The sequence below is a fragment of the Phyllobacterium myrsinacearum genome, from assembly GCF_014138285.1.
GTDB lineage: Bacteria > Pseudomonadota > Alphaproteobacteria > Rhizobiales > Rhizobiaceae > Phyllobacterium > Phyllobacterium myrsinacearum_A.
The window spans coordinates 32,767-52,857 of the sequence record NZ_JACGXN010000001.1; the positions used below are offsets into that span (position 1 = coordinate 32,767).

19 protein-coding genes are annotated in these 20,091 nt (G+C 56.6%); 8 read left to right on the forward strand and 11 right to left on the reverse strand.

The features are described from left to right. Positions 1-1,017 (reverse strand): polysaccharide deacetylase family protein, encoded by a 1,017-nt coding sequence (locus tag FHW16_RS00190; RefSeq protein WP_246711644.1) that lies wholly within the window; start codon positions 1,015-1,017, stop codon positions 1-3. A 170-nt stretch (positions 1,018-1,187) separates the two neighbouring features. Between FHW16_RS00190 and FHW16_RS00195 the strand changes: the two genes are divergently transcribed. Further along, positions 1,188-2,318, forward strand: coding sequence for a GNAT family N-acetyltransferase (locus tag FHW16_RS00195; RefSeq protein WP_182547173.1), 1,131 nt, complete (start codon positions 1,188-1,190; stop codon positions 2,316-2,318). Between the two features lie 6 nt (positions 2,319-2,324). Here FHW16_RS00195 and FHW16_RS00200 read toward each other — a convergent pair whose 3' ends face one another. Next, positions 2,325-4,517: a GumC family protein gene (locus FHW16_RS00200; protein ID WP_182547174.1), complete on the reverse strand. Its 2,193-nt coding sequence runs from the start codon at positions 4,515-4,517 to the stop codon at positions 2,325-2,327. Positions 4,518-4,705: 188 nt separating this feature from the next. Here FHW16_RS00200 and FHW16_RS00205 point away from each other — a divergent pair, with 188 nt between their 5' ends. The 5 genes from FHW16_RS00205 (at position 4,706) to FHW16_RS00225 (ending at position 9,829) form a co-directional block, all read left to right on the forward strand. Beyond that, positions 4,706-5,272: a polysaccharide biosynthesis/export family protein gene (locus FHW16_RS00205; RefSeq protein WP_182547175.1), complete on the forward strand. Its 567-nt coding sequence runs from the start codon at positions 4,706-4,708 to the stop codon at positions 5,270-5,272. A 9-nt stretch (positions 5,273-5,281) separates the two neighbouring features. Continuing rightward, a complete protein-coding gene (locus tag FHW16_RS00210; RefSeq protein WP_182547176.1) occupies positions 5,282-6,418 on the forward strand; it encodes a glycosyltransferase family 4 protein in 1,137 nt (378 codons plus the stop codon). 87 nt (positions 6,419-6,505) lie between these two features. After that, positions 6,506-8,047, forward strand: a complete 1,542-nt coding sequence (locus FHW16_RS00215) for an undecaprenyl-phosphate glucose phosphotransferase (protein WP_182547177.1) — start codon at positions 6,506-6,508, stop codon at positions 8,045-8,047. Beyond that, complete coding sequence (locus FHW16_RS00220) at positions 8,044-9,291, forward strand: O-antigen ligase family protein (protein WP_246711589.1); 1,248 nt, start codon at positions 8,044-8,046, stop codon at positions 9,289-9,291. Before FHW16_RS00215 ends, FHW16_RS00220 begins: the two co-directional genes overlap by 4 nt. Positions 9,292-9,571: 280 nt before the next feature. Continuing rightward, positions 9,572-9,829, forward strand: a complete 258-nt coding sequence (locus FHW16_RS00225; protein ID WP_182547178.1) for a hypothetical protein — start codon at positions 9,572-9,574, stop codon at positions 9,827-9,829. Here the strand turns inward: FHW16_RS00225 and FHW16_RS00230 are convergent. The 4 genes from FHW16_RS00230 to FHW16_RS00245 form a co-directional block, all read right to left on the reverse strand. Further along, complete coding sequence (locus FHW16_RS00230; RefSeq protein ID WP_182547179.1) at positions 9,807-10,607, reverse strand: ABC transporter ATP-binding protein; 801 nt, start codon at positions 10,605-10,607, stop codon at positions 9,807-9,809. The genes FHW16_RS00225 and FHW16_RS00230 overlap by 23 nt on opposite strands. 12 nt (positions 10,608-10,619) lie before the next feature. Beyond that, positions 10,620-11,318, reverse strand: a complete 699-nt coding sequence (locus tag FHW16_RS00235) for an ABC transporter permease (protein WP_182547180.1) — start codon at positions 11,316-11,318, stop codon at positions 10,620-10,622. A gap of 9 nt (positions 11,319-11,327) precedes the next feature. After that, positions 11,328-12,050 (reverse strand): ABC transporter permease, encoded by a 723-nt coding sequence (locus tag FHW16_RS00240; RefSeq protein ID WP_182547181.1) that lies wholly within the window; start codon positions 12,048-12,050, stop codon positions 11,328-11,330. A gap of 134 nt (positions 12,051-12,184) precedes the next feature. Next, positions 12,185-13,024: a transporter substrate-binding domain-containing protein gene (locus tag FHW16_RS00245; RefSeq protein WP_182547182.1), complete on the reverse strand. Its 840-nt coding sequence runs from the start codon at positions 13,022-13,024 to the stop codon at positions 12,185-12,187. A 204-nt stretch (positions 13,025-13,228) separates the two neighbouring features. On the opposite strand from FHW16_RS00245, the gene hutC reads away from it, so the two are divergent. Further along, positions 13,229-13,972: a histidine utilization repressor gene (gene hutC / locus FHW16_RS00250; RefSeq protein ID WP_182548848.1), complete on the forward strand. Its 744-nt coding sequence runs from the start codon at positions 13,229-13,231 to the stop codon at positions 13,970-13,972. A 1-nt stretch (position 13,973) separates the two neighbouring features. Here the strand turns inward: hutC and FHW16_RS00255 are convergent, their stop codons facing one another. From FHW16_RS00255 to FHW16_RS00275, 5 genes are all read right to left on the reverse strand, one after another. Beyond that, positions 13,974-14,795 carry an SDR family oxidoreductase gene (locus FHW16_RS00255; RefSeq protein ID WP_182547183.1) on the reverse strand — a complete coding sequence of 274 codons (822 nt, stop codon included), beginning with the start codon at positions 14,793-14,795 and terminating at the stop codon, positions 13,974-13,976. A 17-nt stretch (positions 14,796-14,812) separates the two neighbouring features. Further along, positions 14,813-15,568, reverse strand: coding sequence for an SDR family oxidoreductase (locus FHW16_RS00260; protein ID WP_210277996.1), 756 nt, complete (start codon positions 15,566-15,568; stop codon positions 14,813-14,815). Positions 15,569-15,577: 9 nt separating this feature from the next. After that, entirely contained in the window at positions 15,578-16,651 is a 1,074-nt protein-coding gene (locus tag FHW16_RS00265) for a phosphotransferase family protein (RefSeq protein ID WP_182547184.1), read from the reverse strand. After that, the gene (locus FHW16_RS00270) at positions 16,652-17,884 is read right to left on the reverse strand and encodes an acyl-CoA dehydrogenase family protein (protein WP_182547185.1); all 1,233 of its coding nucleotides are present in this window, start codon (positions 17,882-17,884) and stop codon (positions 16,652-16,654) included. It abuts the gene before it with no gap. Between the two features lie 80 nt (positions 17,885-17,964). Continuing rightward, positions 17,965-18,918, reverse strand: a complete 954-nt coding sequence (locus FHW16_RS00275; protein WP_182547186.1) for a LysR family transcriptional regulator — start codon at positions 18,916-18,918, stop codon at positions 17,965-17,967. Positions 18,919-19,033: 115 nt separating this feature from the next. Between FHW16_RS00275 and FHW16_RS00280 the strand changes: the two genes are divergently transcribed. Beyond that, positions 19,034-20,032: a zinc-binding dehydrogenase gene (locus FHW16_RS00280; protein WP_182547187.1), complete on the forward strand. Its 999-nt coding sequence runs from the start codon at positions 19,034-19,036 to the stop codon at positions 20,030-20,032. Positions 20,033-20,091 lie beyond the last annotated feature (59 nt).

Consider the following 20,091-nt stretch of genomic DNA (forward strand, 5'->3'; position numbering starts at 1 on the left):
TCAGGCCTGTATGACACGCCGTCCCGCATTGGCAATTGGCGTCGTGACACCGCTCATCATTGTCTGGGCATAGACAAGCTTCTGAAAGCGGCCGTTGATGGAAATACGCGGCAAAGCATGGAGGTTATTGCGATGTTCGGCGTGAATGGTGCCATGCCGGGTCGTGACGGCCGAAAGAAATCCCTCTGTTGCCGCGATTTCCGCTTCGCGTTTGCCTGCCGCCTTGGCCGACCCGTAGGGATAGGCAAAATGCTGCGGCCGCCGCCCGAGTTTTTCCTCGATCATATCCGCTGACAGGCGCATTTCCTGCTCAACCATTCCCGCCGTCAACTTTTTCAGATTGTAGTGATGCACCGTGTGACCGCCAATGGTACACAGGGGATCGCTGCCCATCTGGCGCAATTCACCCCAGCTCATGACGTCTCGATCCTGTGCGACGCCGCAGACAATACCTTCGGCTTCGCAGAGCGCGCGCAGAACCGGCATCTGCTCGATTTCTGTCAGCGTGTATGAGAAATACCGCATAAGCGCATGGAATGCTGATCTTTTCTGAAAAAGCGTACCACATCGCCATTCCGGCCCGCCGGGAATTCTGATGTAATCCGCCTTGGTAACAAGGTTTTCGACGATTTCCCACCAGAGGACGCTGGCGCCCTCGATAAACCCCGGTGCGACATACACGGTGAAAGGCACCGAATGTTTCTGGAAAACGGGATAGGCATGATGAAGATTGTCATTGTAGCCATCATCGAGCGTCACCGCGACAAAGCGTCGATCTGGCCGTTTCCCGCCTTTCACGCGTTCCACGACTTCATCCATGGAGATGAATTCGGTGCCCTCGCCTTTCAACGAGAGGATGATCTGTTCAAGAAAGGCCGGAGTTATGGACAAAGATCGGGTCACGCCAAGCGGGCTTATGCAATCGGGACGCACCCGGTGCAGCATAATGACAGACCCCAGTCCGCCAAAATGGTCGCGCGCAGTTGACGCAAAACCGGTGTGCCACGCCAGTCGCATCACGGCCTTTCGTATCAAGTCGGCCGCGTGGACCATTCCTTCACCAATTCGCGCTAATCAAGGCATCATGAAACGTGGATCTGACCACCATTTCATGCAGACTAAATGTTTATATATGGTTGATCAACGGCGCGGCATTTGACGCAATGCCGCTTTCACTGGAACCTGGGATGACTCTTCCACACCTTGACGCAAGAATCATTACGGAGCCGGGTGAAATCGCGCGTTTGTGGCGCTCCCTGCCTGAAACACACGTCTGCAGCCCGGCACAGACCGTTGACTGGTTTTCCCTATGGCAATCCAATGTCAATCAGGACTGCCTCGTTGCCTGCCTCTACGCCGGCGAGCTGCCGATCTTTGTGCTTCCGCTGGAAATCAACAGATCAGGCCCATGTAGAATTGCCGCCTACCCCGGCGGCCCGCATGCCAATTGCAACTTTCCGGTCCTTTCACCCGCTCACCCCATTCGTCACGACGATCTGACCCGCTTGCTCGATGCTTTGCATCGGGCACGCCCTGATGTCGATGTCGTGACGCTGGAGCGGCAACTTCCCGTGCTCGACGGATACACGAACCCGCTTCTGCAATTGGCAAGCCGGGAAAACGCCAATGTTAGCCTTGGCATCACCTTGGACCGGAATTTTCAAACGGTGCTTGAGCGCCACAACCCCAAGCGCAAGAAGAAAAAGCACCGCAACAGCATCAGCAAGCTCGAGGAAGCAGGCGGATACCGCGTCGTTACCGCCGCTACATCTAAAGAAACCGATGCGATGCTCGATAGCTATCTGGCAAACAAAGCGGAGAAGTTCGCCAAGGCCGGAATCAGAAATACCTTCGCACCCAGGGAAATCCAGCTGTTCTTCCGTCAATTGTTTGCACGTCATGCGGAGACGGCGAATCCGCTGTTTCAGCTCAAGGCGCTTGAGGTGGGCGGCCAATACCGCGCCGTACTTGGAAAATCGCGGGCAAAAAGCCTGACGTTCATCGACTTCATCGGCATTGCGGAAGACGAACTGAGCAATGCCAGTCCCGGAGAATTCCTGTTCTTCGAAGATATCAAAGACAGCTGCGAAACAAACCTGTCCATATACAGCTTTGGCGTTGGCGATGAGCCATACAAGCGCAGCTGGTGCGATCTCGAAACAATGACGTACGATACGCAGATCAGCCTGACAGCCAAAGGCAAGGTTTATTCCGGCTATCTCGACATGCGCGGCCATCTTGTGCGCCATATCAAAAAGAACGATCGCCTGTGGACCGCAGTCAAAAAACTGCGCACCCGACTGTTGGGGCGTACCTGATTGATATCAATCGAGATGCTTTGCAGTGCGGATGATCACACCGTCATCCAGCTCCAGTGAGCCGTCCCTGAACGGCGTCAGAAGCTCTGGTTTGATGAAACCGCCATCGAAAATCGCCATGGAAATCGCTTTGACGTCCTCATCTTCCGGATTGACAAGGCTCATGACCAGCTCGGATCCGTCGTCCACGATATGTTTCAATTCATCGGCCGTAGCCGGTCCGCTGTCTACGACCACCAGATCGTAGGCAGACTGCAGGGCATTGAGGATCATCGGCAAGCGTCCGATCGACTGCATTGCTTTGACCGGATCGTGGGTGCCGAGCGGAATGATTTCCGCCTGCGAGTAATGATCGGCATGAATGACTTCGCTGAATGGCCGCTCACTGGCCAGGAGATCAGTCATTCCAGCAAGTTCCTGACCGTCGAGCATGGAGCGGCCCATCTCACCTGAACCCGTCATATCAAGCAGAACCACCCGGACACCGCGATCCGCAAGCTCCCGTACCAGCAGAATGGTCAGGGCCGATGCCTCGTCCCCTTCCGGCGAGACGACCACGGCGCGTGCAGCGCCGCTCGCCATCAATCGATCCGCAACGACCGCAATACCCGAATGATCCGCAGGATGCTCGACATTCGGCACAGGCGGCGTGAAGACAGGTGCTGCCGCCACGGGCATAGACGGTTGTTCCTTATGGGACGTCGGGACGGTTTCTGTCGCTGGAACCAGCACGACCGGTTTGGAGGGCTGTCTCACCGCTTCCGCTTCGACAGGAGCGACCTTCGCAACGACTGTATGGGCCGGGCGCAGGGCGCGACCGCTGAACAGCGCGCTCAACAGCGTTCCAATACTCAGGATCAGCAGCGAGGCAACAAAAGCAGCGCCGGTCATCGGCAGGACTTTGGGGAAATAAGGTTCAATCGGCTTGTCAGCCCGCGAGAAGATCCGCACATCGGCAGGCAGATAACCGCGATCCGTGCGGGATGAGGCTTCGCGATAGCGGGTGAGATAAGATTCCAGCAGTTGCCGTTGTGCCGCAGCCTCGCGCTCCAATGCGCGCAATTCAACTTCTTCTTCGCCAGCCTTGGAGGATTGCGCCTTCAGGCCATTCAGTGAACGAGTGAGTTCCGTCTCGCGCAGGCGCGCCGTATCTGCTTCGCTCTCAAGGCCAGCAAGCACCTTGCGGGCTTCCAGCCTGATTTGCTGGTTGAGGTCAGCCAGCTGCGAGCGCAAAGCCTTGATGCGCGGATGACCGCTGAGCAGCGAGGCCGACAGATCGGCAATATCGTTGTTGAGTTGGACCTGCCGCTCCCGCAGGCGTTGGATAAGCGGCGATGCCATGACATCCGGCAGTGCTTCAACCGGACCGCCCTTGGCAAGAGCTGTGCGAACGCTCGCCGCCTTGGCTTCACTTGCCGCCTTGTTGGCGCGTACACGCGACAATTCCGACGACAACTCCGAAAGCTGCTGCGTCGCCAGAACAGCATTGTTCTGGCCAATCAACAGGTCGGATGAGCTGCGATAGGCTGCAACCTTGGCTTCGGCATCCTTCACGCGCTTGCTCAGGTCGGCAATTTCAGGTTCCAGCCAGCCGGTGGCATCGGCGTTGGATTGCGACTTTGAAGCCTGTTGTGTTGTTACATATTCATCAGCAATGGCATTGGGGACGGCGGCGGAAATCGTCGGGTCCTTGGACGAGAACTGGATGACGATCACGCGGGAGTTCTGCACGCTATAGACAACCAGACGATCCCGCACGGCCTGCAGAATATAGTCATCGCGTGCCGTCGCGTCGGGATCAGCGGCCAGACCAATGCCCGCCAGCAGACGTTTAATCACCGACGGCTCTGCACCGGCAGCCAGTTCAGCATTATTGCCAAGATCAAGCTTGGCAATGACCCGCTTCAACAGATCGGAAGAGCCGATGAGTTCCACCTGGCTCTTGATTCCCTCCTGGTCGAGAACCGGCCGGTCGTCACCCTGCTCGCCGGTCGGGCGCGTAAAAACGGATTCACGGGTCTCAATAAGGATGCGTGTCTCGGCGCGATATTTCGGCGAAATCAATGAAAGCGCAAGGAATGCCAGCAGCGTCAGAAGGACAGCGCCAAGCAGAACGCGCACCCTGTTCTGCCACAAACTGGCAAAAAGAGCGCCGATATCAATATCTACGTCACTATCGACAGAGCCAGCCCGAGGCATTCCCCACTCCACTTTGAATGCCGCAATGGTAAAGACCTATGGTAACCAGCGGGTTAAGATATCCGGCTCGGTGATGATAACGATGCGACTAAAGTGCATGAATAATTTACCAGCCATTAACCCTAATGAATTGATAATCCAGCACAGAGTCGAGCGAATTCGTCGCCAATGTTGCAAGGGTTTTTACGGTGTTCAGCAAGCAAATCTTTCTGGTAGCGATCAGCGTTGTGTCCGTGACGCTTGGCGGCTGTGCAAGTTACCGCCCTGCCCCAGCGGCATTTCACGAAGCTATCAACAAGCCGTATCTGCTTGATGCGGGTGACCGGATACGCCTGACTGTCTTTGAACAGGAAGGCATCACCAACACTTACAGCGTCGACCAGGCCGGCTATATTTCGGTGCCATTGATCGGCAGTGTCCCTGCTCGCGGCAAGACGATCCAGCAGATCGAAGCAGCCGTTGCAGCCAAACTGCGCAAGGGTTATCTGCGTGATCCCGATGTCGCGGTCGAAATCGATCGTTATCGTCCGATCTTCGTCATGGGCGAAGTGGGTGCTGCCGGACAGTATTCCTACGTTCCCGGAATGACCGCCCAGAAGGCGATTGCTGCAGCCGGTGGTTTCAGCGCCCGGGCCAATCAGGCGGACATTGATATTACGCGCCAGCTTAACGGGGAAATTCTGACCGGCCGCGTTACCATTTCCGATCCGGTCCTGCCGGGTGATACAGTCTATGTACGTGAGCGCTTCTTCTGATCACCTGATATGACTGGCAAACGATCCCTTCGAATCGTTCACTGCTTTCGCGCACCGGTTGGCGGAATATTCCGTCACGTGCGCGATTTGATTGATGCACAGATAGATGCCGGGCATCAGGTCGGTGTCGTTTGCGATGCGACCACCGGCGGGGACTTCGAGGAAGCGCTGCTCTCCGGCATGCAGGATAAACTGGCACTGGGACTCAACCGGATTGCCATGCAACGGCAAATTGGCCCCGGCGATGCCATCGCCGCCATACGCAGTTACAAGGCAATCAAGACCATGCAGCCGGACGTGCTGCACGGTCACGGCGCCAAGGGCGGCACCTATGCCAGAATATTCGGCTCGGCACTGCGGTTATCGGGAAAACGTGTCGCGCGGTTCTATTCGCCGCACGGCGGCAGCCTGCATTACGATCCTGCCACCATGGCCGGGCGTGTGATCTTTCTTATCGAGAAGATCATGGAGAGGATGACCGACCGGATCATCTTTGTTTCAGCCTTTGAACGCAGCATATACACCAGCAAGATCGGGACGCCCCACTGCACGTCCGCACTCATCTACAATGGCCTGACAGACGGGGATTTCGAACCGGTTGGACCGGATAGGGATGCGGCTGACTTCCTTTTCATCGGCGAACTGCGAACATTGAAAGGGCCGGATATCTTTATCGACGCTCTCGCACAGGCGAGCACACAAAGCGGAAACGTCATGACCGCTGTGATCGTCGGTGACGGTGCAGAGCGTGCCAATCTTGAAAAGCAGACAGTCGTGGCAGGCATCAATGCACACGTCCGATTTCTCAAGCCCATGAAGGCCCGGGAAGCTTTCCGTCTTGCAACCGTCGTGGTGATTCCATCCCGTGCCGAGGCTCTGCCCTATATCGTTCTGGAGGCCTTGGCGGCCGGCCGGCCTGTTATCACAAGTCGCATTGGCGGCATTCCCGAAATACTGGGTGATGATTCCTCGGCGCTTGTCCGCCCGGATGCGGAAGACCTTGCCCGGAAGATGGTGGCTGTTCTCTCCGATATGGCAGCCTACCGCGCGGCGCTTCCCGATCGTAATACACTGCGGCAAAGGTTCAGCGTGCAGATGATGGCGGCGCAACTGGAAAGCGAATACTTCGCAGCGCTCGATCCATAGATTAACCGCTGCAACCCGCATTTTCATGCAAGTATTTCTTATCTCATCCGTGCTAATACGGACTACCGGAACTCTTCAAGGTGCAGCATGAAAGACAGAAAAGGGGATATCAAATTCTCGCGGGATACCGTGCGCAATCTCGTATCTGATGCTGCCTCGGCACCAAAGGAGAAAGTTACACTCAGCCCGGTAGCCTATCAGATCGCGTCGCAATATGCGCGCAACAGCAATTCACCTGTCATGATCAGCGGCATCATGCGGATTGTTGAATTCCTGATCATCCTTCTCAGCGGGATCACAGTCTTTCTCATGTATGTCGGCCCCGCACCCGGGGTCGTCTTCAGCTACACCTTCGCCATTCTTGCGACTGCCATCGTTGGTGTGCTGGTTCTGGAACTGACGGACAGTTACCAACTGTCGGTGATGCGCAATCCATTCACCAGATTCGGCCGGTTGCTGATGGCATGGTCCGGCACATTTGCACTGATGGCGCTGGCAGCATTCTTTCTCAAGATTTCCGAAGCCTATTCACGCGTCTGGCTCGGTGCCTGGTACGTCTCCGGATTGATACTGTTCGTGCTCTTTCGCGTCATCATGTCCCGGCTTATTCGCCGCTGGGCGCGCAATGGCAAAATGGAACGCCGCGCCGTGATCGTCGGCGGTGGCAAACCGGCGGAAGACCTGATCCGCTCCATCGAGCAGCAACCCTACAATGATATCCGTATTTGCGGCGTTTTTGATGACCGCGACGCCAAACGCTCGCCGCCCGTCGTTGCTGGCTATCCCAAGCTTGGAAATATTTCCGAACTCATCGAATTTGCGCGTATTGCCCACATCGATATGCTCATCGTCTCGCTGCCGATCACGGCGGAAGAGCGCGTTCTTGCCCTGCTGAAGAAGCTTTGGGTCCTGCCGGTCGATATCCGGTTGTCGGCGCACAACAATCATCTTCAGTTCCGCCCGCGCGCCTATTCCTATATTGGCTCGATCGCCATGATCGACCTGTTCGACAAGCCGATCAACGACTGGGACTCGGTGGCCAAGCGGGCTTTCGACATTGTCTTCAGCCTGTTCGGCATTGTGGTTTTCAGTCCGTTCATGCTGGCGACCGCAATCGCCATCCGGCTGGAAAGCAAAGGCTCGGTCATTTTCAAGCAGCAGCGGCACGGCTTCAACAATGAAATTATCGAAGTCTGGAAATTCCGCTCGATGTATACGGAAATGTGCGATCCGACGGCGCGCAACGCCGTGGTGAAAAATGACCCCCGCGTAACCAGGGTCGGGCGCATCATCCGCAAGACATCCATCGACGAATTGCCGCAATTCTTCAATTCCCTGATGGGAACCCTTTCGCTTGTCGGTCCCCGACCCCACGCCATCTCGGCCCATACGCACAACCTGCTCTACAACGAGGTTGTGGACGGCTATTTCGCCCGCCATCGGGTCAAGCCAGGGGTAACGGGTTGGGCACAGATCAATGGCTGGCGCGGTGAAATCGACACGGAGGACAAGATCAAGATGCGGACGGAGTTCGATCTCTACTACATTGAAAACTGGTCACTGTGGTTCGATCTGAAGATCCTGTTTCTGACACCGGTTCGTCTGCTCAACACGGACAACGCCTATTGAGCACCACGGTCGAATCCTCTGATCTCGCCAGCATGGACCGGGCAGCGAAGAACCGCTTTCTGATCACACTTGCTTCGACACTGGCGGTTGGCTTCGGCGTTTTTCTCAGCGGTTTCGTCATCAACGAACCAGCGCCCTATGAACTCTACATGGCTGTGCTGATCGTCGTATGGGCGCTTTTTGGTCTGCGCTTTTCCCGTGGCGTCGTGGTTCTGCTCGGTCTTTTGGTGATGTTCAATCTCGGCGGGTGGTTATCGGTCGGGCAAATGCCAGATCTCAAGACCGCTCCCATGTACATGGCCGTCTCGCTGTTTCTTGCTTTTACATCGGTCTTCTTTGCCGCGATCATCGAAGGCAACCACCGTATTCTGTCAGCCATATTCAACGGCTATCTCATTGCGGCCGTCTGTACTACCATGCTCGGAATTCTGGGTTACTTCGACGCCTTTCCCGGCGCGGATGTATTTACGCGATACGGGCGCGCCATGGGCGCCTTCAAAGATCCGAACGTGTTCGGCCCATTCCTCATTCTGCCGATCGCCTGGCTGGTGCACGGCATACTGGTTGGCAATCTTCGGTCCCTGCCGCTGCGCCTCATTCCGACGCTCATCCTCACTTTCGGCGTTTTCCTGTCGTTCTCCCGTGCGGCGTGGGGCATGGCTGTTATCGTGATCGCCGGTCTTGCCCTCGCACTTTTCATTCGGAGCCCGAGCCGCCTCTTCCGGCTCAGAATCGTATTCCTCGCCGGTCTGGCGGTCGTGATCCTTCTCATTGCCCTCATCATTGCCCTGCAAATACCCAGTGTGTCGGAACTGTTCTTTGCACGGGCACAACTCGTACAAGACTATGACAACGCCCAGTTCGGACGCTTTGCCCGCCATTGGTACGGCCTGTTGATGTCCATTGACCATCCGCTGGGCATCGGACCGCTGGAATTTGGCCCCATCTATGGCGAGGATACCCACAATATCTGGCTGAAGGCAGCTCTCGATTATGGCTGGATCGGCTTCATCAGCTACCTGACACTGACCATGCTCACATTGGGTCTCGGCCTGCGCATTTTGTTCCGCGACCGGCCGTGGCAACCTTTCCTGCTCTGTGCGTACCTTACTTATGTCGCGCATGTGGTTGTCGGCAACGTGATCGATACCGACCACTGGCGCCATTTCTACATACTGGTTGGAATCATCTGGGGTTGTGCTGCGCTTGAAGCGCGCCATCCCCCGCAACCATCCATCCGATAAGTAATCCCGATAACAATTGTATAGATATTGTCGCAATATGTTCTAACAGAGCGTATTTTGTTATTAGTATTACATTTTATATATTTATCCCCGAAAACCACAATTCATATAACGAATATAGAAATATTATATAATATACACTCAATATGAATTCTGTGGTCACGTTGAAAAATTGCTGACTTGCATGTACGATTGCTCGATTAGTTTTATTTTCTTAAACGAAAGGGATTTCTATTCTTTAAGTTGATTCAAAGCGACGAAAAATGGGTGGAAATGATCGTTGACGTTTTTTGATGATGATAATCCAAACTACTCGAAAGCCGACGGCGAACTGATGCAGCAGGCACTGGAGGAAGCTGCACGGAAGTTGAGGATCGAGGACGACAATGACCCGGAATGTAAAGTTCTGGCACGTTTCGTCCGTGCCGCATTCATTATCGGCAACAGAGATACAAAAGCGATGGCCTCATTTGCGGTAGACGCAGTGCTCGTCCGGCGTAAAGCCGCCCAACATGTTAGCCTCGGAAATTACCGATAAACTGACGAAATGCGGGCGAACTCTCGCCGCTGAACATTTCAGCGGGCGCGCCGGTGCAATCAATCTGCCCTTCCCGCATGAAAACAACCCGGTTTGACACGTCCCGGGCGAAATTCATTTCATGGGTTACCACGAGCATCGTCATGCCCTCCTCGGCAAGCGATCGCATGACCCGCAGCACCTCGCCAACGAGCTCAGGATCAAGTGCGGAGGTCGGTTCGTCAAACAGCATGACCTTTGGCTTCATGGCGAGCGAACGCGCGATAGCCGCCCGTTGCTGCTGACCGCCGGACAGATGGGCTGGATATGCGTGCCGTTTTTCCGCAATACCCACCTTTTCCAGAAGCGCTTCCGCTTCGGCGATACACTCGGCCCGCGGGCGTTTCAGAACATGTACAGGGCCTTCGATCACATTCTGCAGAATGGTCATATGGGACCAAAGATTGAAGGATTGAAAGACCATCCCGAGTTCCGCACGAATATGGTCCACCTGCTTCGAACTCGCCGGGACGTTCCGGCCATGCTTCTTGATCATGTTGATGTGTTCGCCATCCACCCAGATCTCGCCATCGTCGGCAATTTCAAGAAGATTGATACACCGCAGGAAGGTGGATTTACCCGAACCGCTTGAGCCGAGAATGGAGATAACGTCCCCATCATGGGCTTCAAGAGAAATGCCGCGCAGAACCTCCAGCGAACCGAATTTCTTGCGGATGTTACGCACCGAGAGCCGGTTGACGGTTGCTGTGGCCGGTTCAATGGAATGTTCGTGCACCATAACCAATAATCCTTACGACAAACGCGGAGCGGCGCGCCGATGCTGGGAAAGCCGATGTTCCAGCAGTGCCATGGCCTGCAGGATCACGAAATTAAGGATGAGATAGATTGCCGCCGCACACAGAAAGACTTCCATGGTGCGATAGGTCTGCGAGATCAGCCGCTGTGCCACGCCCGTTACTTCCCAGACAGTCACAAGACTGGCCAGTGCCGTTGATTTCACCATCATGACAATTTCGGTCGAATAAGCCGGAAGCGCATGACGGAAGGCGATTGGTCCGATGATCCGCCGGACAAGAAGAAAACCGGACATGCCGATGGACCGCGCCGCTTCGATTTCCTTGACCGGAACAGCACGCAAACCACTGCGGAATATCTCGGCAGTGTAACCGGCCGTGCACAGCGCCAGCGAAAGAACCGCGCAAACGAAGGGCTCACGCAGGAACGGCCAGAGAAAACTGTAGCGAATGAAACCGAACTGTCCGAGGCCGTAAAACACAAGAAACATCTGGATCAGCAGTGGCGAGCCACGAAACACGAAGATGTAGCCCTTGGCAAAATTGCTGAGGATCGGGTTCTTGGCGACACGCATCCATACGATCAACAACGCAAGCAAACCGCCGAAGAATATCGACAGGAAAAACAGGGCAAGCGTCATGGGGACCGCTGCCAGCAGGGTTTTCATGGTCTGGAGAATGAAAACAAAATCCATGGCCGTACCTCAGGCCTGACCGAAGGAAGACGGCATGGAGCGATTTGCGCGCCGTTCAGCTCGATTGAACAGGCGGTCCGAAAGGCTGGTCAAAATGAGATAGAGACAGCCGCCGGCAATGAAGAAGAGGAGATATTGCCGCGTCGATCCGGCAGCGACCTGACTGGTGCGCATCAGATCCGCCAGACCGGTAACAGATACGAGCGCCGAATCTTTCAGGCTCAGCTGCCAGACATTGCCAATACCTGGAATAGCAAACCGGATCACCTGCGGGGCAATGATGCGCCGGAACAGCAGACTGCGGTGCATGCCGATGGCTTCGGCCGCCTCCAGTTCCCCTTTGGGAATGGCGAGATAGGCGCCGCGATAAACTTCTGCCTGATAGGCGCCGGAGATGATGCCAACCGCCAGGGCGCCTGCGGCAAAGGATGGCAGACCGAGAAACCCTTCATAGCCAAGCGAGCGCCCGATAGCGCTGACTGCACCCGACCCGCCGAAATAGACGAGATAGATGATGAGAAGTTCCGGAACGCCGCGAAAGACTGTCGTATAGGCATTGCCGAGAGTGCGCGCGACTCCACCACCGGAGAGTTTTGCCCATGCAACCAGCGTGCCGAGAATGGCACCGATCAAAAGAGCGACAATGGTGACGCAGAGAGTCATGAGGGCGCCAGCGACGAGCAATCCGCCCCAGCCCTTCTGTCCAAACCCGAGCACTTCGACTATCCACATCCGCCGTGTTCCCGCTCCGCCCGGTTGATCCGGTTTTCGAGAGTATAGGCGGGCATTGTCAGATGCTGCAAATGCGTCACATTGCCTGACAATGCCCCGATCGATCCAAAGACGTTACCGCCTCGCCGTTGGAATCACGGGCTGACGTCGGTCTTGAACCATTTCATGGAAAGGGTTTTTACAGTTCCGTCTGCCAGGGCGGCAGTGATGGCCTTGTCGAACATGGCCTTGAGGTCCGTATCGGCCTTGCGCAGGCCCAGTCCCTCACCAATACCGAAGATCGTACCGCCGAACTCAGGGCCGGTGAAGACCAGCGCGCCATTTGCTTTTTCGAATGTTGTGCCGAAATACACCGCATCATCGAAGGCGAGATCAATGCGGCCAGACTCGAGATCGAGATCGCGCTCGGCACCGGTCTTGTATTCGCGCACGGTGGCGATGCTGCCGAAGTTGTCATAGATGAACTTGGCATAGACGGTCGCCGCCTGAATGCCGATGGTCTTGCCCTTGAAGGCCGTCTTCATGGCTTCGACTTCGGCAATGCCGGTCTGCCCCGGCGTAAGCTTCAGGACCGCGCCGGTTCCGGCTGCATTGGCCAGTGGGCTGTCCTTCTGGGTGGCGAAGCCTGCGTGGGTGTTGGCGTAAGGAATGGAGAAATCGATGACCTGCTTGCGCTCCTCGGTGATCGACAATGCGTCCATGATGACGTCGAACTTGCCGGCATTGAGGGCCGGAATCATGCCATCCCAATCGGACGCGACGAGTTTGCACTCGACCTTCATCTGGTCGCAGAGATACTTTGCCAGTTCGGGCTCAAAACCGCCCAGTGTCCCGTCAGGATTGGTCACATTCCAGGGGGCATAGGCGCCCTCCAGCGTGATCGTGACTGTTTTCCAGTCTTTCGCATGAGCTGCGGACATGGACAGCGCGGAAAGCGCTATCGCTCCTGACAGCAAGAGCTTGTGTAGTTTCATCGGCCTTCTCCTCTTGAGGTTGGCGAGTGTTGAACCTGTGTTCCCGATACCACGCTGCGGTGGCTTTTGAGCTTTTGTCTTTTCGCAAGTTGTATATGGTACCTTATGACATCCCCGGTGCCGCGCAAGAGGGAAAGTCGCACTGCGAGGCAGAATCTGATCCTGCACAAGGAATGAGCAATGAAAGGCCTGATAACCAACGCCATGCTCAAGAAGCAACCTGCCACACGTTATGGTGCGCCTCTTTATGCGAATGTGAAGCAAATGATCCTTGACCGCATCCACAGCGGCGAATGGCCGCCTGAGCACCGCGTTCCCTCGGAGAACGAACTGGTGGCTGGATGGGGTGTCAGCAAGATGACCGCCAACCGGGCATTGCGTGAGCTCGCCAACGAGGGCGAACTTGTGCGCATCCGTGGCGTCGGTTCGTTTGTCGCGGCGCGCAAAGGTCATTCAACGCTTTTTGAAGTGCGCAATATCGCCGATGAAATCGTCGAGCGCGGTCATATCCATAGCGCATCCATTGTGCGCCTGGCACGGGAGAAAACCTCCTGCGCCGTCGCGGACGCTCTTGACCTGCAAGCGGGAGCCACTGTCTTTCACTCGGTGATTGTGCACCGCGAAAACGGTATCCCGGTCCAGCTCGAGGATCGTTTCGTCAATCCGGCAGCCGCTCCAGATTATCTCGCTCAGGACTTCACGGCCCTCACGCCCAATGCCTACCTCAGCGCGATTGCGCCGCTCAGCGGGTCGGAACATGTGGTTGAAGCCGCGATGCCCTCTGCACAGGAGCGCAAGCTGCTTGATATCCTGCGCACCGAGCCATGCCTTGCCATCCGCCGCCGCACATGGTCGGGCAGATCTGTGGTTTCACTCGTCCATCTGGTCTATCCGGGCAATCGCTACCGGCTGGAATCGCGGACCGGCGCAACGCCGGATAAAGTTTGAATTATTTTGCGGCCGACTGCCCCAACCGGTGGAAACTGCGGGTCTTCTTCGTCATGAAATTCAGATAAGCGTTTACCGGCATCAGCCGTTTGAACCAGTAGGCTTTCCTGTCCCCGGAATGCGGCAGGACAAGATACTGGTTTGTCTCGACAGCCCGATAAATGCGCTCGGCAATCTCGGCGGCGGTGATCGGCGCCTTCTCAAACAGCCGTTCGATCTTCTGGGCGGCAGCGGGGCTGTTGCTGCGCATGGATTCCGTCAGGTTGGTGCGGAAGAAGGATGGGCACACCACCGTCACACCGATATTGTTCGGCGCCAGTTCCACCCGCAAGGTCTCGGAAAACGCCACCACCGCAGCCTTCACCGCGTTATAGCTTCCCATCATTGGCGGATGCACCAGACCTGCCATCGACGCCGTATTGACGAAATGGCCCTTGCCCTGCGCCTTGAACACCGGGGCAAATGCCTGACAGCCGCGCACGACACCCAGCAGATTGATGTCGAGCACCCATTGCCATTGTTCAATGGTTTCGCCGGTAAGCGCCCCTGCCGTCGCCACACCGGCATTGTTGAACACCACGTCAACGCCGCCCCATGTCTGTTGCAGTTCCGCGGCAACGGCTTGCAGATCCGCAAGCTTCGTCACATCGCAATGCCGATAGATGCCCTCGCCTCCAGCCGCCCTGATAAGATCAAGCGTCTCCTGCCCGCGTACGTCATTGAGATCGCCAATGCAGATGAGCGCGCCCTCGCGGGCCCAGCGCACGGCAATTTCCCGGCCAAGGCCCGAGGCGCCGCCAGTGACAAAGATACGCTTTTTCATTGAGAATCCTTTTTGCTTCACGCGAGGCGAATAACGGCTTTGAGCGGAAGAATGCGCATCAGAAGCCCCATCGGTGCCCAGGGCCACCAGGGAACGGAGGCTTTTGCCGGTTCGCGCTCGATGGCCCGCGCCAGAAGCCGCGAGCCGGTCGGTCCATCTACTTCAAACGGCAGTTTCGGTGCGCCCTCGTTGATTTCGGTACGGATATAGCCTGGAAAAATCGTGCTGACCTTGATGGGCGTTGCCATGAGTTCCGCCCGGATGCCTTCCGACAGCGAGGCCAGCCCGGCCTTGGTTGCGGCGTAGGTTGTCAAGTGTTTTGGTAGACCGCGCACCGCGCTCATGGACGAAATCGTCACGAGATGTCCAGCATTCTGCTGGCGGAAAATCTCGACCGCCGCTTCGCATTGGGCGAGTGCGGCAACAAAATTCGTCTGCGCCGTCTGAACGTTCTGGGCGAAGTGCCCCGTGCCGATGCGCTTGCCCTGCCCGACACCCGCATTGACAATGATGCGGTCGACCGTGCCGAATTCCTGCTGTACTTCGCGGAACACCCGGAACACGGCAGCGTAATCGTTCACATCCAGTGCCTTGACGATGATCCGGATACCGGGATGTTTGGCTTCCAGCTCTGACTTCAGGGTTTCGAGCCGCTCGGTTCGCCGCGCGCACAGAGCCAGATCACGACCCATGGCAGCAAATTCGCGCGCCATGCCTTCGCCAAGGCCGGAGCTCGCGCCCGTTATCAATATCGTCTTGCGTATGGTCGCCATGCAGTACCCCTATTGTCCACTTTGACGGATAATGCGCCAGCATCGCCAATCGAAATAGTTGACCATGACCCAGATATTCTTGAACGCCGGATTGCGGGTCTGCCTGTGATAATAGCGGTAGTAGATCTGCTGGGCGATGACGGCGAGCCGGAACAGACCGAACACCTCGTAGAAAGCGAAATTGTTGACTTTTAAACCACTCTTTTGCAGATAATAATCAATGACTTCGCGGCGTTTCATCATACCCGGCAAGGTTGTCGGCTGACGCTGCGTCATTTTCATGAAATAGCCGTCACCGGATTCCACCCAATAGGCCAGCATGCTGCCCAGATCCATCAGCGGATCACCCGATGTCGCCATTTCCCAGTCGAGCACACCAATGATGCTGGTCAGATCCTCGGGATCAAGGACGAGGTTGTCGAAACGCCAATCGTTGTGGATCAGGCACGTGCGCGCGTCATCCGGGATGTTCGCGGCAAGCCAGTCACGCACCAGCTTGAAGGTCGGTGTATTCCATGTGCGCGCCTTGCCATAACGGTCGGACCAACCGGTGACCTGCCGCTGCACATAACCTGCGCCCTTGCCGAGCGTCTCAAGCCCCGCTTCCGCTATATCGATCCCGTGCAACTCGACCAGCTTGTCCAGCATGTTCTCGCACAGGCGCCGTGTGTCGGCAGCACCAAGAGATATACCCTGCGGCAAGCGGCGGCGCGGAATGATGCCGGCAATGCGCTGCATGACGTAAAACTGCGCACCGATCAGCGTGTCGTCCTCGCATAGCCCCACCATGGCGGGAACAGCGGGATAAAAGGGTTTCAGTGCCTTCTGCACCCTGTATTCCCGTCCCATATCGTGAGCGGATTTTGCCTTGGTGCCCGATGGCGGACGGCGCAGGATCAGATCGTGCTGCGGATAGTGCAACCGGTAGGTCCAGTTGGAGGCCCCGCCGGAAAACTGTGTGACTTCGGGCGCACCCTCAACCGGCACGCCAAGCAACGTCAGCCAGCGGCTGACCGCCTCTGCATCAAGCTCCTCGCCCGCCCGCACCTTGCCGGCGCGATCAATACCCATGGATTCAGTCATTCACTTCGCGTGTCCGTGCTTGGCCAGTTCAATGCGTGCAATAACGCCTTTGTGGACCTCGTCGGGACCATCGGCAAGGCGGAGCGAACGGGCCTGAATGAAAAACTGTGCCAGCGGCGTATCCCGTGAGAGACCGGTTCCACCGTGGATTTGAATCGCGTCATCGACAACCTTCTGCAGCATCTGCGGCGCGACAACCTTGATCGCCGATACGTCAGCCATGGCGCCCATGGGTCCCAGCGTGTCAAGTTTCCATGCGGCATGCAGGGTCAGGAGACGCGCCTGATCGATGGCAATGCGGGCCTCGGCCAGACGCTCGCGGTTACCGCCAAGGTTGAGAAGGGGCTTGCCGAATGCCGTGCGGGACATTCCACGCGCGATTGTCAGCTCAAGTGCTTCTTCCGCCGCGCCGATGCAGCGCATGCAATGGTGAATGCGGCCCGGTCCCAGACGGCCCTGCGCAATCTCGAATCCCGCCCCCGGAGCTTTGACCACATTCGTCAGCGGCACCCGAACATTGTTGTAATGCACCTCACCATGACCGTGCGGCTCATCAAATTCGCCGAAGACCGATTGCATGCGAATGATTTCGACGCCCGGACTGTCGAGCGGAACAAGAACCATCGAATGCTGATGATGACGCCCTCTTTCCGCATCCGGCGTGCGCGCCATGACGATGGCGATCTTGGCCCGCGGATCGCCAAGCCCGCTCGACCAGTGCTTCTTGCCATTCACGACGATGGAATTTCCGTCGACAATCGCCGTCGCCTCCATATTCGTTGCATCGCTGCTTGCCACATCCGGCTCGGTCATGCTGAACACCGAGCGGATTTCGCCCGCCAGCAATGGTTTCAGCCAAAGGTGCTGCTGATGCTCGGAGCCATATTTCCACAACACTTCCATGTTGCCCGTATCGGGTGCATTGCAGTTGAAAATTTCCGGCGCCATGAAACTGCGGCCGGTTTCTTCCGCGACCAGCGCGTATTCGAGCGTCGACAAACCAGCGCCCAGTGCTTCATCAGGCAGGAACATGTTCCAAAGCCCCTCGGCCCTCGCCTTGGCCTTCAACTCTTCAACGACAGGAGAGATGCGCCATTCTTTCCAGTCGCTGCCATGGTCTGCAGCGGCAATATCCGCCCAATGGCGCTTCTCCACCGGTCGAATGTGCGTGCGCATGAAAACCTTCACACGCTTGATGAAATCCTGGGTTTTGGGGCTTGGCGTAAAGTCCATGAAGTGGCTGTCCTGTCCTCTGGTGGCAGAAGACTAGCGGCTTCAGGCATATCAAACAAATTACATGTCTTTATGATCAGTTATGAGTTGTATTTATGACCTGAAATCGATGGCGGTCCGCCGCCACCATATTGGGTCATCACCTCTGCAAACAGGTCACGCATCCAGCGATGTCCCTGATCATCGTCCCGCACCGCATGCCAATACATGACGACATCGATCGGCGGAATGGCAAGCGGCGCGACCAATACATCGAGAGGAAGCACGTCGGATAGTTCCAGCGCATAGGTCCGGGGCATCGTCAAAATCCAGTCGGTCTCGGCAATCACCTTGCACGCGGCGAAGAAATGCTGGCAACGCAGGCCGACGTTACGGCCAAGGCCCTGCTCCGCCAGGATATAATCAATAGGCTCCATGCCCTCGATATGGGTGACGAGCACGTGCTTGGCGGCCACATAGTCGGCCTGGGTCAACTTTCGGCCGGAGAGGGAATGACCTTTGCGCACGACCACCGCATTGGGTTCGCGCAACAATGTCTTCTGGCGGATGTGAGGGCCGACCTTGATCTTGCGGTCGATGGCCAGATCGAGCCCACCAGATGCCAGCTCCTTTTCAAACGCTTCACGCGCCACCCGGCGGCTGACAACGCAGACGCCCGGCGCCTGCGTGGCAAGACGGCGCATCAGCGGCGAAAAGGTTGCCGATTCCAGCACATCGCGCAGGGCCACCTTGAAATCCACAACGAGACGGGCAGGAGAAAATGCTGACGATGTTTCCACCGCCGCATAGAGCCCCTGCAGATTGTGCCTGATATCGGCAATGATGACACGCACCCGCTCCGTCGCCACCATGCGGTTGCCTTGGCGCACGAACAGCGGATCATTGAAGATGTCACGCAAGCGTGCGAGCGAATGACTGATCGCGGGCTGCGTCAGGTGCAAGGCTCGCGCTGCGCCGGAAATGCTGCCATTGGCATGGATCGCATCGAGAACGCGAAACAGGTTGAGATCGAGGCGGTTATCAAAATTGTTCATGGGCAGACATTAGAACTGATCATATGATTTATACCATAGCCAACATTAATCTCGCGACAAACCCCGTGCCGCCAAGCCCGGCAGCCGGGGAAAATCATCTATGGAGGCAAAGTCCGTGAGCCCATACACCAACCGCCAGATCATCCTCTTGGAAAAGCCGGTCGGCAAACTTCAGCACAACCATTTCGGTCTGATCGAGAACTCCATCGCCGAACCCGGGGATGGTGAGGTTCTTGTCCGCGTGCATTATATCTCGCTTGACGCCGCAAACCGGGCATGGATGCAGGGTGCTACCTACCGCGCTGCCGTCGAACCGAATTCCGTCATGGCCGGCGGCGGTATCGCCGAAGTCGTAACCTCAAAAGCTCCCGGCTTTACACCCGGCGATCTGGTCTTTGCCGACACGGGCTGGCAGGATTTTGCCGTGCTGCCCGCGAAGCATCTTATCAAGATGCCGCGCATCGAGCCCCTCACCCATCTGCTCAGCATCTATGGCGTCGCCGGTCTTACTGCTTATTTCGGTCTGCTTGATGTGGGCAAGGCAAAGGCGGGCGAAACTGTCGTCGTTTCGGCGGCGGCCGGTTCCGTGGGTACCCTCGTCGGCCAGATCGCCAAGATCAAGGGTTGCCGCGTCATCGGCATTGCGGGCGGGGCTGACAAATGCGCGTGGCTCACATCGCATCTCGGCTTTGACGAAGCCGTTGATTACAAGGCGGGCAATCTCTTCAAGGCATTGCGGGCTGCCGCTCCTGACGGGATCGATGTCTATTTTGACAATGTCGGCGGTGACATTCTCGAAGCGTGTCTGCCGCTGATGAACAATCACGGGCGCATTGCCTGCTGCGGCGCCGTTTCACAATATGACGGCACACCGACGCCAGGACCGCGCGGCATTCCCGGATTGCTTACGATCAAGCGCATCGTGATGCAGGGTTTTATCGTCATGGATTATTTCAAGGAACGCGATCGCGCCCTTGCCGATCTGCAAACCTGGGTTGCATCGGGCAAACTGAAAGTCGAAGAAGATATTATCGAAGGACTGGAAAACACACCTTCGGCCTTGATTGGCCTTCTCGCCGGTGAAAATCGCGGCAAGCGGATCGTAAAGATTTAATTGCCGGACCAGGTTTCTGACAGAAAACCAGACGTCATATCCGGTTTTCTGTCTTCGAT

Excerpts from the sequence above, each read along its gene's own strand:
- FHW16_RS00190 (WP_246711644.1), bottom strand. The coding sequence starts at position 1,017 with ATGCGACTGGCGTGGCACACCGGTTTTGCGTCAACTGCGCGCGACCAT.
- FHW16_RS00195 (WP_182547173.1), top strand. The coding sequence starts at position 1,188 with ATGACTCTTCCACACCTTGACGCAAGAATCATTACGGAGCCGGGTGAA.
- FHW16_RS00200 (WP_182547174.1), bottom strand. The coding sequence starts at position 4,517 with ATGCCTCGGGCTGGCTCTGTCGATAGTGACGTAGATATTGATATCGGC.
- FHW16_RS00210 (WP_182547176.1), top strand. The coding sequence starts at position 5,282 with ATGACTGGCAAACGATCCCTTCGAATCGTTCACTGCTTTCGCGCACCG.
- FHW16_RS00215 (WP_182547177.1), top strand. The coding sequence starts at position 6,506 with ATGAAAGACAGAAAAGGGGATATCAAATTCTCGCGGGATACCGTGCGC.
- FHW16_RS00230 (WP_182547179.1), bottom strand. The coding sequence starts at position 10,607 with ATGGTGCACGAACATTCCATTGAACCGGCCACAGCAACCGTCAACCGG.
- FHW16_RS00235 (WP_182547180.1), bottom strand. The coding sequence starts at position 11,318 with ATGGATTTTGTTTTCATTCTCCAGACCATGAAAACCCTGCTGGCAGCG.
- FHW16_RS00240 (WP_182547181.1), bottom strand. The coding sequence starts at position 12,050 with ATGTGGATAGTCGAAGTGCTCGGGTTTGGACAGAAGGGCTGGGGCGGA.
- FHW16_RS00245 (WP_182547182.1), bottom strand. The coding sequence starts at position 13,024 with ATGAAACTACACAAGCTCTTGCTGTCAGGAGCGATAGCGCTTTCCGCG.
- hutC (WP_182548848.1), top strand. The coding sequence starts at position 13,229 with ATGCTCAAGAAGCAACCTGCCACACGTTATGGTGCGCCTCTTTATGCG.
- FHW16_RS00255 (WP_182547183.1), bottom strand. The coding sequence starts at position 14,795 with ATGAAAAAGCGTATCTTTGTCACTGGCGGCGCCTCGGGCCTTGGCCGG.
- FHW16_RS00260 (WP_210277996.1), bottom strand. The coding sequence starts at position 15,568 with ATGGCGACCATACGCAAGACGATATTGATAACGGGCGCGAGCTCCGGC.
- FHW16_RS00265 (WP_182547184.1), bottom strand. The coding sequence starts at position 16,651 with ATGACTGAATCCATGGGTATTGATCGCGCCGGCAAGGTGCGGGCGGGC.
- FHW16_RS00270 (WP_182547185.1), bottom strand. The coding sequence starts at position 17,884 with ATGGACTTTACGCCAAGCCCCAAAACCCAGGATTTCATCAAGCGTGTG.
- FHW16_RS00275 (WP_182547186.1), bottom strand. The coding sequence starts at position 18,918 with ATGAACAATTTTGATAACCGCCTCGATCTCAACCTGTTTCGCGTTCTC.